Below are 14377 nucleotides of genomic sequence, written 5' to 3' on the forward strand. Positions count from 1 at the left end.
TGGCGGCCCCGGGGAGAAGGCCGCCGATGATCGTCAGGCCGCCTTCATGGCGTGCTTGCGAGCACGCATCACGTTATGGCACTCCTGCACTTCAGGCAGAAGCTGGGTGACTTCCTGGCGCACAGCCGGCGGCAGTTCGTTGTCCTTCAGCACGTCCTTGAACGCGCCAAGCAGCCGGTCTTCGGACTCTTCCAGCTCGGCCACGTAACCATAGTTGGTGTCGCCGAATGCAGCGCGGACCTTGCCATAGAACTGCTGCATCGAACCGACCACGGTGCCGTGCTCGGCCGGCTTGCCACCGCTGGCAGCAACGGAGCCACTCAGTGCGGCGACGATGCGGCCCTTGACGCCGGCAATACGAGTGAACAGGGCCGACAGTTCGGCATCCTTCACCTTGGTCGCAGCTTCCTCGTAGAACGACTTTCCGTCGCGGGCGATCTCGATCAGGTCGTTGAGGCGGTGTTCGATGGTGGACTGGGTGCTCATGGAATCGCTCCTGTGTGCTCGATGGTCTATGGAGAATGACAGCGCGAGTGCGTTGCCTTCGGGACCACTGTGGAGGTTTGAATGTGCCGATTGGGTGAGTACGAATTGATGCATGCATCACCACCCTCAACGCGCCCTGACTCCTTCATCCCGTCGCATTTCCGCGTTCACGGTACCTGAGCAGAACGCCGACGATTCACCATGGCGCGATGACGATGATCAGCGTCACCAACAGTGCGATGGCAAGCACCAGCAACAGCACATGCCACTGCTTCCACGTGGGTCTTGGTTTGCCGGGGGTATTCATCGGATGTCTCCTGGAGTCTGTCATCAGCCCGCAGCCAGACTGAAGCAGAGCACCCTTGGTGCGCGTCGCGGTTTCGTGCATGGCCTGTGCATGAACGCTGTATCCGGCGCGCGACGATAACGCGTCCATAACGTAATCGAGTTGTAAACGGAGTGTTAGGTTCCTTCCGATTCCGCACAGCGGGATTTCAGATCGGTTTCCACGCAGCGATGCGGAAACCCATTCAACTGGATTTGGAGAGAGCCAAATGCACTACAAGTACACCCTGCTTTCCCTGGCAGTGGGCACGGCCTTGGCCGCTGCCTGGTCACCGGCCGCGCATGCGCAGGATGACAGCGATAAAACACCGAAGAACCTCGATCGCATCCAGGTTACCGGTTCGGCCATCCGCAGCGTGGATATCGAAACGCAGCAGCCGATCATCGCCATCACCCGCGCGATGATCGAGCAGCAGGGCTTCACCACCATCGCCGACCTGCTGCAGAACCTGACATCCACCGGCGCGCCGACCATTTCGCGTGCGCGCGCGTTGGCGTCCGGCGAGAACGTTGGTGGCTACTACGTCAACATCCGCAATCTGGGTGCCACGCGCACCCTGGTTCTGGTCAACGGCAAGCGGCTCGGCGCCACCACCAGCGGCCTGCAGGATCTCAGCCAGATTCCGATGAGCGCGGTGGAACGCATCGACGTGCTGAAGGACGGCGCCTCCTCGCTGTACGGCTCGGATGCAATCGCTGGCGTGGTCAACATCATCACCCGCAAGAACTACGAAGGCCTGGAAGTGTCCATGCAGCACGGGCAGTTCAGCCAGGGCGATGGCAAGGACAGCACGTTCTCGCTGGTCACCGGCGCACGCGGCGAGCGCGGCGGTTACACCCTTGCGCTGGAATACCAGAAGTCCGATCCAGTGTTTGCCCGCGACCGCGAGTTCTCCCGGTACGGCGGCGCCGGCCCCAACTACCCGGGCGCGGACTGGAGCAACATCAGCCAGAACGGTTCGTGGTGCGACCCGGCGCTCTACAAGTGCAATACCGGTGATGCCGTATTCAAGACCCTCAATCGTGGCGGCGATCCGAAGAACCCGAACGACTACCACCCGATCACGCCGGCCGAGTTCGCCAACGGCAACGACCAGATGCACCTGCAGACCGGCATCGAGCGCCGCTCGCTGTTCCTGAGCACGGACTATGCGCTGACCGACCAGATCAAGTTCACTGCCGACATCGGCTACAACGAGCGCACCACCGACCAGCAGATCGCGGGCTACCCGTACCAGTCGACCAAGTTCGGCACGCCCCTGGACGCGGCCAGCGTATTCAACCCGCTCGACCACGGCATCGCGTTCAATCGCCGCCTGTGGGAAGTGCCGCGCACGACCGAAAGCAAGCTGAAGTCGCTGCGGGTTGCACCCAGTCTGTCCGGCTACTTCGAGCTGGGCACCAAGACGTACGACTGGGAAGTCGGCGCGTTGTTCAACCGCAATGAAGTTACAAAAACAGGCCGTGGCGACATGAGCCTGATCGCTTCCCGGCAGGCATTGGGGCCCTCCTACCTCGATGCCAACGGTGTGGCCCGGTGTGGCACGGCGGCATCGCCGGTCTCGGGTTGCCTGGCCTGGAATCCTTTGCTGCCGTTCGGGGTCGCGGGGGCTGGCTCTCTCTCCGATCCCGAACTGCAGCGCTTCTTGTTCCCGACGTTCAACGATACCGGCATCACCAAGACCCGCAGTTACTTCGCCAACATCTCCGGCCCGGTGATCGAACTGCCTGCCGGTGACCTGTCCGTCGCCCTGGGGTATCAGTACCGCAAGGAAGAAGGCCGCTTCGTGCCCGATGCCTTCGCCCAGTCGCGCCAGAGCACTGCACTGGGCGCATCCACCACCGCCGGCGACTACAGCCTCAACGAGTTCTTCGCCGAAGTGAACGTGCCGATCCTGCGCGACCTGCCGTTCGCCAAGGAACTGACCGTGAACCTGGCTACGCGCTACTCCGACTACAGCAACTTCGGCAGCACCACCAACTCCAAGGCGAGCTTCGCCTGGCGTCCGATCGAAGAGCTCATGATCCGTGGCACCTTCGCCGAAGGCTTCCGCGCACCGAGCATCTCCGATCTGTATGGCGGCCTGGGCACCAGCTTCGAAACCTATGTCGACCCGTGCGGCATCGGCGCCACCAACAGCGTCAACGGCAATGCCGCCTGCAACGCCGCCGGCGTCCCGCTGGGCTACCAGCAGCTGAACCAGAGCCTGAAGCCCTGCGCCAGCTATCCGTGCGCCACGCCTGACGAGTTCACCACCGGCTCCGATCCGAAGCTGCGCCCGGAAGAGTCCAAGAGCAAGACCGTGGGCGTGGTCTGGAGCCCGCGCTGGGTGGACGGGCTGGACATCAACCTCGACTGGTACAGCTACAAGATCACCAACATGATCATCCAGGACAGCGTCGACCGCATCCTGCGTGACTGCTACGTGCTCGGCAACGCTTCGCGTTGTGGCAGCGTCAAGCGCGCTGGCGATGGCCACATCACCAGCATGTTCTACGGTCTGGCCAATCTGGGCTCGATGGAAACCGAAGGCTGGGACCTGGGTATCCGCTACCGCCTGCCCGAGTTCTCGTTCGGCCGCTTCACCATCGACCTGCAGAACAGCTATGTCTCCAAGTACGACGAGGAGAACCAGAACTCGGCCGGCGATACGATCATGATGGGCCGGATCGGCCAGCCGGGCATTTCCCGCCTGCGCTCGAACCTGGGTGTGAACTGGCAGCTCGGCAATTTCAGCACGCAGTACACCGTGCGCTACTACTCCGGCATGGTTGAAAACTGCGTACCGAACCGTCCGTGCACCCTGCCCGACCGCTACGCCTACGGTGAACCGGATGCCCTGCGCAAGGTCGGCTCCAATGCCTTCCACGACATCCAGGTCAGCTACAAGCTGCCGTGGGACGGCACCGTGGCGCTGGGTTCGAACAACGTGTTCAACCACCAGGGACCGATCATGTTCTCCAAGCCGTCCAGCTCCTTCCCCTATTACGGTGGCTTCGATATCGGCCGCACCGTGTACGTGAAGTACTCGCAGCGCTTCTGACGGGCAGGTCCGTGCTCGTGGCCGGCGGAAGGGGAGTCCGCCGGCCACGATGCACACCGCCTCCACCCAATCTCCATCGTTTTTCGACGGAATCTCCAAGGTTCCCGGCAACACTTGATGTCATGACGGCTAAGGAGCAGGACCGCATGGATCGCCACGCGCCCCGACACTGCACACCCGTCTCCAGGTTCACCACTGAATGTGACGGTGTGGCCGGGTTCCGATCTTCCGGACATGCCGCCGCAAGGGAAGTACGAGATGACGACGGCAGTTCGCACCGGCCTGACCGACCTGGTCGCTGACGCGCAGCGGTACCTGCGCAGGATTCTCCCCGGGCTCGCCTCGGCAGTGCATCCACTTGCTTCATTGCATGCCATTCCCCACGCGATGGCATCGCGCTACCACCTCGCCGGGCTGATGCTGTACGGGGAAACTCCCGCCATGCTCGCCGTGGCCCGCGAGCCGGGCGAATCCAGCACCCGCGTGATCCAGGATGTGCGCTGCCTGCGCTCTGCAGCGAATGCACTGGTGCTGTACGTCTCGCCCTATCTCACGCCGACCCAGCGCCGCTTCCTGGTCGAGAACCACATCGACTTCGTGGTCCCGCACACCCAGTTGTTCGCGCCGAGCCTGGCCATTGAGTTCCGCGACGACCCCGATCATGAGAAGAAAGCCATCTCGCTGCTGCCTTCGGCGCAGGCCGTACTGATCCACGTGCTGCTGAGCGGCCAGTCGCGCTGGTGGTCGCCGCGCGAGATCAGTGCCGTCGCCGGCTACACCTCGATGACGGCGTCGCGCCTGTCTGCCGAACTGGTCGGTCGCGGCCTGGTTGAACGCTCCACCGGGGGCCGCGAGCGCTTCCTGAAGCTGGCCGGCAACCGCGACGAGGTCTGGGCCAGGGCACAGCCGTTCCTGCGTTCCCCCATCCTGAAGGAAGTGGATGTCTGCTGGGGCCCGACCGCCGAGGCACTCCGCGATGCGGGGCATCCGGCGCCGACGGCCGGCCTCGATGCGCTTGCTGAAACGTCACCGCCCCCGATCGGTGGCACCCGCGCACTGCACATCGATGCGTGGCGGTTGCTGGGCGCACTTCCCATGCCCGGCCCGGACTGCCTTCAGAGCGCACGGCTGCAGATCTGGGCCTATCCGCCGGCATTCACCAGTATTGGCGATGTGGTGGACCCGCTTTCGCTGTATCTCAGCCTGCAGGGCAAACGCGGCCATGACGCAGACGCGCTGCAACAGCGGGTGGAACACGCGCTGAGTGGAGACACGCATCCCGCATGACCGAAGCCCTATGCGGGCTGCTCGCTCGGCACTGCGGCGGCGCGCCTGGCGCTGTACTCAGCGAACACCACGCCGGACACCGCCAGCAGGCCACCGCCCAGTACCCAGCCACTGAGCGATTCTCCCAGCAGCAGTACAGCCAGCGCGGCGGTCACGATCGGCACCAGGTTGAAGAAGCCAGAGACGCGCGCAGCGCCCAGGCGTGACAGTCCGGTCATCCAGGTCAGCGGCGCCAGGATCGAAGCGCACACGGCGGCGAAGCCGATGCAGCCGACCGCCGTGAGGTTGTTCACCCCGGTGCCGACCAGCAGCTGTACCGGCAACAGGATCAGCGATGCAGCGGTGGCCTGCAGGAACAGCGACTCCAGCACCGACAGCGGAATCTTCCAGCGCTGCATCAGCACGTTGTAGGCGGCGAAGGCCAATGCACCGATCAGCATGATCGCGTCGCCGCGGTTCAGGCCCTGCGCCGCCAGCCGTGCCAGGTCGCCCTGCGAGACCACCGCCACCACACCGGCAGTGGAGATCACCGCGCCAAGAATGGAAGTGCCTCGCACCGGATGGCCCATGAACACGCGCGACAGCGCCAGCGCGATCAACGGAATCAGCGCCTGGATCACCCCCATGTTGGTGGCCGAGGTGAAGTGCGCCGCATAGTAGGCCAGGCACTGGTACATCACCCCACCCAGGCAGCCCAGCACCAGGAAGCGCCCGAGATTGGCGCGCACGGTCGGCAGGTTTTCGCGCAGACGTGGCAGCGCCAACGGCAGCAGGACCACCGCCGCGACCAGCCAGCGGAAGAAGCCGATGTCGATGGGGCCGACCGAGTCCGAGGCGAGCTTGGTGACGATGGTGTTCGCGCCCCACAGCAGGCAGGCGAGGATCGGGAAAAGATAGTTCACGGAACGCGGGTGTACGTGGGGGATTGCCCAGCGTACGCTTGGCGCATATCGAGGACATCCCGAAAATGCGCCACACCGACCCCGGCTTGCGGCAACCGATGGAGCCAATCCCCACCTTCCGCCAGCTGCCCGGTCCGATCTACTTCCGGCAGGGTGCGATGGAGCCCACGGACTGGGGCACGCACAGCCATCCGTGGGGCCAGTTCAACTTCGTCGCGCAGGGTGTGATGGAGATGAAGATCGACGGCGAATGGATGGTGTCCCCGCCGCACTACGCGATCTGGATTCCACCGGGAATGGCCCACTACTCGCGCAACCGCTCGCAGCTGGCCTACCGCTCGGCCTATCTGTCGCCGGCCTTGTCACGCCGCTTGCCTGATCGCTGCCGTGCACTGGAAGTCAGCCCGCTGCTGCGCGAGCTGCTGCACGAACTGGCACGGCAGGGCGTGACCGATCCGCAGACCCCGGCCCAGCGGCGCATGGCCGCCGTGGTGATCGACCAGATCGTCAATGCGGCCGTACTGCCCAGCTTCCTGCCGATCGCCAGCAGCGATGCACTGAAGCAGGTGATGGCGTACATGGAGAAACACCTGTCGGTGGCCGAATCGGTTGCCGAAATCGCGCAGCGGCACCATATGAGCGTGCGCAAGCTGGAGCGCATGGCACGCAGCGAGCTGGGCATGTCGCTCGGTGACTGGCGTGGACGGGTGAAGTTCGTGCGCGCCACCGAGGCGCTGTGCACCCGCCGGCCGATCAGCCGGATCGCCGAGGAGCTTGGCTATTCCGGCGTCAGCGCCTTCGCCGAGATGTTCAAGCGGCACGCGCAGTGCACGCCGGATCAGTACCGGAAGCTGCATCGGGCGGGGTGAGGGCGGCCTAGAGAGCGATCAGCAGGTGCACAAGCAGCCTCGGCAGGAACAAGGCGGCCAGAACGCAGGCGAACAGGATGAGAATGACCTTTGCCGTCAATGGGCGACGGCGGGGATTGCTGAAATAGAGGTGCAGATCGCGCAGTTCATCTTCCAGTCCCCTCCGCACGCCTGCGTTCTGTGTACCGGGTTCGAGCAGCTGTCGCTCAAGCGCCTTCAGGCGCTTCATCAGCTCACGCGGCGGTGTAGCCCGCAGGATCAGCTGATTGAGCTCCTGAAGCCGGCGCGCCTGCGGCATCAGCGCTGCCACGAGATCATCCGGCGGAAGCTGTGAGACCCATCGCTGGGCGTCCGCATCCATCTCAGCCTGCAGCACATCGCGTTGCTGCTGCAGTTCGGCCAAGGAAGTGCGGCGCTGCCACATGAGGAGGCACAGGTGTGGTGGGTGGCGGGCAGTGTATCGCCCGCCGTCCCGGGAAGGGTGTCGATTTCCCGCCCCGTCGTTCGTCGGAACAGGAAAGGCAGGCCCTTCGACCTGCAGGAGTGCCACGATGTGCCCGATCCTCACCGCCTTCGCCACTTCCCCGGACCGCGGCCAGGGCCTGGCCCGTGACATGCGCGTGCGCTGGGCGCTGGAGGAGCTGGGCGTGCCCTACAACGTGCAGCTGCTCGGCTTTGCCGAGCTGAAGCAGCCCGCGCACCTGGCCCGCAACCCCTTCGGGCAGATCCCCACCTGGCAGGACGGCGGCCAGATCCTGTTCGAATCCGGCGCGATCGTGCTGCACCTGGCCGAGCAGCATGCCGGCCTGCTTCCTGCTGATCCAGATGCACGCATGCGCGCGATCATGTGGGTGTTCGCTGCATTGAATACGGTGGAGCCGCCCATCGTCGAGCGCTCGATGGCCTGGGTGCTGGAGCACGAGCAGCCCTGGTATGCGCAGCGCCTGCCGATGCTCGATGAGCGTGTGCGTATGCGGCTGGCGCAGCTGTCCGCCTGGTTGGGATCGGCGTTGTGGCTGGAGGGCGAGTTCAGCGCCGGCGACCTGATGATGGTTTCGGTGCTGCTGCGCCTGAAGAGCAGCGGCCTCCTCGATGAGTACCCGCAGGTGGTGGCCTATGTGGGCCGTGCAACGCAGCGCCCCGCCTACCAGCGTGCGTTCGCCGCGCAGCTGGCGGTGTTCCAGAACGCCTGACGCTACGCCCGTGGGCAGGCCTCAGTGCAGACTGCGCCGGCATGCGGCCTGCACCAGCATCAGCTGCGCCACCAGGATCAGCATCGCGCAACCTGACAGCAGCCACGGGTCGATGTACCACTGCGCGTTGAAGCTGAAATCTCCGGCGGAAATGCGCTTCCAGCCGTTGAAGTGCTGCATCGCCGCGACCACGAACGCGAAGCCGCCTGCGGTGTACGACAACCAGGGCACGATGAAGCCGCCCGGTCGTGCGAACAGCATCAGCACGCCCAGCACGCCGATGACCGTGCGCTGCACGCGGCAGTACGGGCAGACATAGGCCATCCCGCTCCATTCCACCGCCCAGGCCAGCAGGCTGACCAGCACCGCCGCGCCTGCCGCGATGTAGAGGACTCTGGGTGAGATCGTCATGCTGCCATCGTGTGCCATCCCGTGTTCCTTCGTTCAAAGACCCCGGCAGGGTAGCAGCGCGGCAGGTTCAATCCTTCTTGAAAACCGTGCGCTTGCCGATCGGGCTGCTCTTGCGCGCCGTCGGCCGGGCCAGGCCGGGAATCAGGAAGTCGGTCACCTTGTGGCCCTTCTGCACCTTGGACGCCAGCCAGCGCGGCATGCGCCCGCGGCCGGACCAGGTCAGGCGCTTGTACTCCGGGTCACGGTACTTGGCAGCCACTTTCCCGGTTCTGCGCCGTGCCGGTTTCCGGTGGGGAGCGGCCTCTTCGTTCACCTCTCCGCCGAACAGCTCTTCGAGGGTATACCCCGCTTCTGCTGCTGCGGCCTTCAACATCCGCCGTACCGCACTGGCCGGACGGCGGCTGGAAATCAGCTGTTTCCGCTGTTCAGCGGCAACCACCAAGGCGCCCAGCTCCCGAAGGCTGAGCGATTCAATATCAATCGTCATGGGAGAAAGGTCTCCTGCGGACGGCCAGCTGTCAAGGCGCCTTGCCCTTGGCGTAGACACGGGCTTCACTGCCGGTGGGCTCCGATCGCCTTCGCCGGCCATCTCCGAGGACACCGACGTGAGCCACTCATCCCATTCGCTCGCTTACCTGCTTGCACGCATCCTGCTGATGGCGCTGTTCCTCATCTCCGGCCTGGGCAAGCTCGGTGATCTCAGCGGCACCCAGGGCTACATGGAAGCGATGGGCGTGCCCGGCATCCTGCTCTGGCCCACCATCGCCTTCGAGATCGGCAGCGGACTGTGCATCCTGTTCGGCTTCCAGACCCGGCTGGTGTCGATCGTGCTGGTGGGTTTCAGCCTGGTCACCGCTTTCATCTTCCATCACAACTTCGCCGACCAGACCCAACAGATCATGTTCCTGAAGAACCTGGGGCTGGCCGGTGGCTTCCTGCTGCTGGCCTGCACCGGGGCCGGGCGGTACAGCATTGATGGCAGGGGGCGGCGCGGGTAAGCGCCGATCGGCGCCCCCCACGCGCTAGCGCCGAAGCTCAGCCTCCGGCGCCAATGTGTGGATCACCTTGCCCTGCGCATCGAGGAACTCGATCGCACCGTAGCCTTCCGCAGTGACAGTCAGGCGCAGTCGCGTGCGGTCTGCCTTGTCGTTCAAGGCGATGGCCGGCGTGCCGTCAGGCCCGACCACCAGACCGATGCGGGTCGGTGCTTGCACCCCAGGAATCAGCTTGTTGCCCAGCGCAGGCTCGCGGATCAGCTTCGGCGCCTGGTTGATCGAAAAACTCACCGCGCCGTCCGGCGATACCCGCCAGCCGATCGCATCCATCGCCGGATGGTCCAGCGCAAGCACCGCCATGCCGCCGTCGACATCGGCGGTGCCCAAGCCACCGCGTTCGCTGCCCTTGTCGTCGTACAGCACCATGCCGGCCACGTTGAAGGCGCGCTTGTACTGCAGGCCATCGATGATCGGTGCCGGTGTCTTTCCGGACAGCGTCATGCGGATCACCCCCGTGTCATCGACGATATCGATGCGCCGTGCGGTGATGCGCTCGTGGTCCGGTGTTGCTACGCGCGTCTGCGGTGCCTTGTCGACGATCAGGCGTTGCAGGGTGTCAACCGACGGGCGCCTGGGTGAGTCGGACGGCTCGGCAGCGGCAGGCAGTGCCGCAAGGGTAGTCAGGGCGACGAACATACGGGCACTGCGCTTCATGCGGGCTCCTTGTCGTACGGATCGGCGGAAGCCGCATCATGCCACCCTTGCAGCGCCCTCTCATGAGGGAGGCGGAATTTCCGGCAGCTGGAGCCCCTGTGCCAGGGCGAATGCACGTGACGCGCGCCAGTACGCCTCAGGCGGCCTCTGCAGTTCGGGCCGGCTCCAGTAGTCATTGATGTGCAGTACGCTCATCACGTCGACCCATGCAGCGCGCGCATCGTGGACGCACATGCGCCAGCGATGATGCGGCGGAAAGTACGCGTAGTACTCAAGCGCCTGCCGCTGTGCCTGCTCTTCGGCAATCCCTGCCTGATGGATCAACGTCCACGCATGCATATGGCGCGCGTGCGCAAGCGCACCGAGATACTCATCCTCATCCAGCAAGGGAATCGGCTCGCCGCGCGCCAGGCACAGCGCGTCCAATTCGGTGTCGTACTCCAGCGACGGCTGCAACAGTTCCGGGTTCTGGTGCCAGTACCCTTCGCCCAGCACATGCAGCATCGCCCAATGCCAGGGCTCGTCGTGGAAGAGCAGTTCGTGCTCGTATTCGTGGCCGGCGGCCTGGTCCGGATAGCGTTCGCGTGCCTGTTCGATTGCCAGCGCTTCGGGAATCTGGCCGTAGCGCACCAGGCACCGGGCGAACAGATGCCGGCTGTCTTCGATTTCAGTGGTGAAGTCTTCCACCGGGGCGCGGGTGTCGGGCATGTTCGATCCTTGCGTGTGGATCAGATGTTGCCTTGAAGGCAGACCAGCAGCCGTTCATGCATGCTGGGTTGGTGGGCCCACCAGGATTCGAACCTGGAACCAAGGGATTATGAGTCCCCTGCTCTAACCGTTGAGCTATAGGCCCTATAAGGGTTTCAGGCGGTTTTGCGCGATCGCCGTTGTAATTTCGGTGTAACCGCGCTGCCTGAGAGCTGTTTCTGCAGGGCCGCCATAGCGTCCTGCATCGAAGCCGCGTGAGTGTACCGTTCGGCCATAGCTCTTGTCTTCCAACCGCCCATCGCCTGGATGGTGGCCGCATCGAGTCCAGCATGCGCAGCATTGGTCGCCGCGGTGTGACGCATGGTGTGCGGCGTGACGTGCTTGGTGATGCCGGCGGCGCGCACGCACCGCGCGAACACGGAGTTCATCTGGTACGCACGTCCGCTGCCGGCGCGTGCTGAGGGGAACAGGTAGTCGTCGGCCTTCATGCCCTTGATGACCTTGGCCAAGTACTCGGCCAGCACCTGCGGCATCGGCTGCTCGCGCCGGCCGGCCTTGTCCTTGCCGATCCACAGGATGCGCCGCTGCACGTCGACATCGCCGGCGCGCAGGTTGAGCGCCGCGCTGTGCCGCAGCCCGGTGTAGAGCGTCACCATCACGAACCGATGTGCCAATGGCGACAGATCCTCCTGTGCGGCCAGCAGCAGCCGCTGTGACTCCTCCGGGGTCAGGTAGACCAGCTTGCCTTGTGGCTCGCGCTGACGGGCCAGCAGCGGCGCAGCCGAGAGGATCTTCCGCCGCCGCATCGTGTTGAGCATGTGCAGCAGCGCCGAGCGCTCACGGTTGATCGTGCCGGCGCTGGCGCCCTCGCCTTTCCTGGTGGCCACGTAGCCGAGCCAGTCGTCATCGGTCAGCCTGGCCACCGGCCGGCGCCCGAGGTGCGGTTTGATGTGATCGCGGAACCGCCGCTCCTTGGTGTCGATGTCCTTGCCGTCGTGCAGCCGCAGGTAGGCCAGGTAGTCGTCTGCTGCCTGAGCGACCGTCTGTGAGGCGTTGCCCTTGCTCCCCTGCACCCCATGCGCTGCAGTGCGCTTGGACGCCTTCAGCGAGGCCACAACGTCCTCGGCCTGCGTGCGGGTGTACCCCTCCGACTCCAGCCCGATCACCTGGTGGTGGCGACGGCGGCTGACCATGACGTTCACCGACCAGCGGCCATCGCCGTTGGCAGTGCGCGTGTAGGTGATCCCGTGCTCGCTGAGCGACTGGCCAGGCTTCAGGCCACGCATGCCGGCGCGGGTGAGCTTGGTGAACGAACTCACAGATCGGGTATTCCGTCAGGGAACAACCTGTCGGCGACCCGGTCATGCAACCTGCAGAGGTCGAGAATCAGATCGGCCACCCGACGGGCCTCACGCATCTCGCGCACCGTTGCTTCCGACCAAGCTCGCTGTGTGAGCTCCTTCTCGCGCAGCTTCGACGGATCGGTCTGATCGCCCCCTGAAGCCTGCACATAGAGCCAGTACGCCGCCTCAGTTGCCTTTTCCGCCGCTGACAACGAGGCCATTCCCGCCATCAGCTCGGAGGCCTCAGGGCCTGCGGCAATCGAGTCCTCTAAACGCTGGACGATCTCCGCGTTCGTTGAGCGCCCTGCGGATTGCGCGACCTCGGTGACTCGGTCCTTCAGCTCAGCCGGGATTCGTAGATTGATTTGGGGGTCAGTTCTGGCCATGTGCTGGATTGTAATACCTCGGTGGTTGACATGTGCGATATGGGGTGCCAATCTCGCCACATGTGCCACCGTAATACCACGGGGGTACCACTGAGGAAGCCTGAAAGATGAACGACAAGATCGCCGTTACCGACCTGATCACACGCCTGAAGGGCCCGGACGCGGCCGCGTACCTCGGGCTTAGCCACAGCACCCTGGAGAAGATGCGCCACATGGGACGCGGCCCCCGGTACCTGAAAGTGGGCGGCCGGGTCTTTTACCGCCAGTCCGATCTGGATGCCTATCTGGAAGCCGCCGTCGTCGAGACGACCGATAGCCGCAGCCATGCCGGCTGAAAAGAAAACGGCCCGGGAGCGCGAACTCCCGAGCCGTCGAAGCCACCGAACCCGCTGAGGAACGTGACCATGCGAAATACTCTACACCAATCCGTCGTCGGATCCATCGCGCATTCCCCCGCCGCGTATTCAGAGACCCCTGACCTGCATAAGTTCTGGAGCGGCGAAGGCGACTACCTGATACACCCGTCCACGACCTGCCGGGCGGCCCTTGGCGACCTGCGCTGGATCCTGGCCGGTACCGAGCAGGTTCTCCTGCTGATGCTGGAAGACGCACGCGAAGGCGACCTGTACCTCTACAGCCTGCTCCTGCAGCAAGTGCAGATGGGGCGCAACCTGGTGCGCGAGGCCGAAAGGTTGCAGGACCTGCAGGAATGTGCTCCCCAGCAGGTGGCGGCATGAGCACCACGGCCAAGTATCAGCGCCCCGCCGGCGCCACCACCGCGATCGAGTTCGCCTTCGTGTTCGTTCGCTGGGCGCGTGGTCGCCAGCGCCCGCTGCGCCCGCGCGACCTCGAAGACCGGTTCGGCATGAGCAGAGCCACCGCGTGGCGCTACCTGCGTGCATACCGCGATGCTCAGCTGGAGGACCGCTCATGAACTGCGTCGTGATTCCATTCCCGGCTGCGCGCATTGTCCGCCTGCCGAGTGACCGAGGCGACCAGCAGCGGCCATCGACCGGGATGTCCGAAGAACGTCTGCAAGCGCTCGCTGCCCGCATGGTAGAGGCAATGCGAGCACAGGAGGCCCGAGCGTGAACGTCATCCTGCGCGACGAGCTGGCCGACCTGCTACGCGAGCACATCGCGCCCGACTCCACCCTCCGCGAAGCCGCCAGGGGCGCCCTGCGCGCCCTGGAGTGGGCCTGCGCCCTGCGCCCCGACTTCGCCCCCAACCGCGACGCCCTGCGCGCTGCACTGCATGAGGCCAAGGAGGCTTACCGATGAGCAATGTCACCCCTATCCGAGCCCCGAGCGAGGGCGATTTCCCGGAGCTGAGCGTCTTCCGCGCACCGGGCATCTACCTGCACCTGATGGTCATCCCTGACAGGAGGCTGTCGGCCAGCCTAGTGCTGACCGATCTCCGATCTGATCGAGGGCTGGAGGTCGGCCTAATGATCGCGGATGCCCCATTTGATGAGGTGGGCATTCGCAATGACATAGCACCTGCATCCCTCGATGTTGGCGAGGCCATGTTTGTCCTACCGGACTTCATGGTCAACGAGGTTGAACAGTTTCTGCGCGAGGTGACCCCGTGAAGCGTTCCAAGAAGAAGCTGTTCCGATCGCCGCCTGGCACGCCGCCGGTCAAGACCATGCGCGACACGCTGGCGATGATCCAGGCCACCGACCTGACGCTGCT

At 64.7% G+C, this 14377-nt stretch carries 19 protein-coding genes and 1 tRNA gene; 10 read left to right on the forward strand and 10 right to left on the reverse strand.

All coding sequences use genetic code 11. The annotated features are described in order from the left end of the window. Positions 1–33: 33 nt before the first annotated feature. Positions 34–486, reverse strand: a complete 453-nt coding sequence (locus QRO95_RS14655) for a PA2169 family four-helix-bundle protein (RefSeq protein WP_005419568.1) — start codon at positions 484–486, stop codon at positions 34–36. 554 nt (positions 487–1040) lie between these two features. On the opposite strand from QRO95_RS14655, the gene QRO95_RS14660 reads away from it, so the two are divergent. After that, on the forward strand, positions 1041–3875 hold the full coding sequence (locus QRO95_RS14660) for a TonB-dependent receptor (RefSeq protein WP_032128574.1): 2835 nt from the start codon (positions 1041–1043) through the stop codon (positions 3873–3875). Positions 3876–4133: 258 nt separating this feature from the next. Then, positions 4134–5162: a hypothetical protein gene (locus tag QRO95_RS14665; protein WP_285302874.1), complete on the forward strand. Its 1029-nt coding sequence runs from the start codon at positions 4134–4136 to the stop codon at positions 5160–5162. A gap of 8 nt (positions 5163–5170) precedes the next feature. Here the strand turns inward: QRO95_RS14665 and QRO95_RS14670 are convergent, their stop codons facing one another. Further along, positions 5171–6064, reverse strand: coding sequence for a DMT family transporter (locus tag QRO95_RS14670; protein WP_049423736.1), 894 nt, complete (start codon positions 6062–6064; stop codon positions 5171–5173). A gap of 65 nt (positions 6065–6129) precedes the next feature. On the opposite strand from QRO95_RS14670, the gene QRO95_RS14675 reads away from it, so the two are divergent. Further along, complete coding sequence (locus QRO95_RS14675; protein ID WP_049401083.1) at positions 6130–6933, forward strand: helix-turn-helix domain-containing protein; 804 nt, start codon at positions 6130–6132, stop codon at positions 6931–6933. Between the two features lie 7 nt (positions 6934–6940). On the opposite strand, the gene QRO95_RS14680 is transcribed toward QRO95_RS14675, so the two are convergent. Then, entirely contained in the window at positions 6941–7357 is a 417-nt protein-coding gene (locus tag QRO95_RS14680; protein ID WP_285302875.1) for a hypothetical protein, read from the reverse strand. A 127-nt stretch (positions 7358–7484) separates the two neighbouring features. Between QRO95_RS14680 and QRO95_RS14685 the strand changes: the two genes are divergently transcribed. Then, positions 7485–8126 carry a glutathione S-transferase family protein gene (locus tag QRO95_RS14685; protein ID WP_049461990.1) on the forward strand — a complete coding sequence of 214 codons (642 nt, stop codon included), beginning with the start codon at positions 7485–7487 and terminating at the stop codon, positions 8124–8126. Between the two features lie 21 nt (positions 8127–8147). Here QRO95_RS14685 and QRO95_RS14690 read toward each other — a convergent pair whose 3' ends face one another. Beyond that, positions 8148–8555: a hypothetical protein gene (locus QRO95_RS14690; protein WP_285302876.1), complete on the reverse strand. Its 408-nt coding sequence runs from the start codon at positions 8553–8555 to the stop codon at positions 8148–8150. 49 nt (positions 8556–8604) lie between these two features. After that, on the reverse strand, positions 8605–9024 hold the full coding sequence (locus QRO95_RS14695) for an H-NS histone family protein (protein ID WP_285302877.1): 420 nt from the start codon (positions 9022–9024) through the stop codon (positions 8605–8607). Between the two features lie 118 nt (positions 9025–9142). On the opposite strand from QRO95_RS14695, the gene QRO95_RS14700 reads away from it, so the two are divergent. Next, positions 9143–9535: a DoxX family protein gene (locus QRO95_RS14700; RefSeq protein ID WP_032128569.1), complete on the forward strand. Its 393-nt coding sequence runs from the start codon at positions 9143–9145 to the stop codon at positions 9533–9535. A 24-nt stretch (positions 9536–9559) separates the two neighbouring features. On the opposite strand, the gene QRO95_RS14705 is transcribed toward QRO95_RS14700, so the two are convergent. The 5 genes from QRO95_RS14705 to QRO95_RS14725 form a co-directional block, all read right to left on the reverse strand. After that, complete coding sequence (locus tag QRO95_RS14705; protein ID WP_248858325.1) at positions 9560–10246, reverse strand: hypothetical protein; 687 nt, start codon at positions 10244–10246, stop codon at positions 9560–9562. A gap of 60 nt (positions 10247–10306) precedes the next feature. Then, on the reverse strand, positions 10307–10954 hold the full coding sequence (locus QRO95_RS14710) for a hypothetical protein (protein ID WP_285302878.1): 648 nt from the start codon (positions 10952–10954) through the stop codon (positions 10307–10309). Positions 10955–11023: 69 nt separating this feature from the next. Then, positions 11024–11099 (reverse strand) — tRNA-Ile (locus QRO95_RS14715). 10 nt (positions 11100–11109) lie between these two features. Then, positions 11110–12273 (reverse strand): tyrosine-type recombinase/integrase, encoded by a 1164-nt coding sequence (locus tag QRO95_RS14720; RefSeq protein WP_285302879.1) that lies wholly within the window; start codon positions 12271–12273, stop codon positions 11110–11112. After that, positions 12270–12683 (reverse strand): Arc family DNA-binding protein, encoded by a 414-nt coding sequence (locus QRO95_RS14725; protein WP_111188963.1) that lies wholly within the window; start codon positions 12681–12683, stop codon positions 12270–12272. Before QRO95_RS14725 ends, QRO95_RS14720 begins: the two co-directional genes overlap by 4 nt. Positions 12684–12790: 107 nt before the next feature. Between QRO95_RS14725 and QRO95_RS14730 the strand changes: the two genes are divergently transcribed. The 5 genes from QRO95_RS14730 to QRO95_RS14750 all read left to right on the forward strand — a co-directional run bounded on the left by QRO95_RS14730 (position 12791) and on the right by QRO95_RS14750 (position 14274). After that, the gene (locus QRO95_RS14730; protein WP_111188962.1) at positions 12791–13018 is read left to right on the forward strand and encodes an AlpA family transcriptional regulator; all 228 of its coding nucleotides are present in this window, start codon (positions 12791–12793) and stop codon (positions 13016–13018) included. A 69-nt stretch (positions 13019–13087) separates the two neighbouring features. After that, positions 13088–13420, forward strand: coding sequence for a hypothetical protein (locus QRO95_RS14735; RefSeq protein ID WP_285302880.1), 333 nt, complete (start codon positions 13088–13090; stop codon positions 13418–13420). Continuing rightward, complete coding sequence (locus QRO95_RS14740; RefSeq protein WP_111188960.1) at positions 13417–13617, forward strand: hypothetical protein; 201 nt, start codon at positions 13417–13419, stop codon at positions 13615–13617. Before QRO95_RS14735 ends, QRO95_RS14740 begins: the two co-directional genes overlap by 4 nt. 154 nt (positions 13618–13771) lie before the next feature. Next, complete coding sequence (locus QRO95_RS14745) at positions 13772–13963, forward strand: hypothetical protein (protein WP_285302881.1); 192 nt, start codon at positions 13772–13774, stop codon at positions 13961–13963. Then, positions 13960–14274, forward strand: a complete 315-nt coding sequence (locus QRO95_RS14750) for a hypothetical protein (RefSeq protein ID WP_285302882.1) — start codon at positions 13960–13962, stop codon at positions 14272–14274. Before QRO95_RS14745 ends, QRO95_RS14750 begins: the two co-directional genes overlap by 4 nt. Positions 14275–14377: the final 103 nt, after the last annotated feature.

The sequence above is a fragment of the Stenotrophomonas maltophilia group sp. Smal13 genome (assembly GCF_030236855.1).
GTDB classification, from domain to species: domain Bacteria; phylum Pseudomonadota; class Gammaproteobacteria; order Xanthomonadales; family Xanthomonadaceae; genus Stenotrophomonas; species Stenotrophomonas maltophilia_A.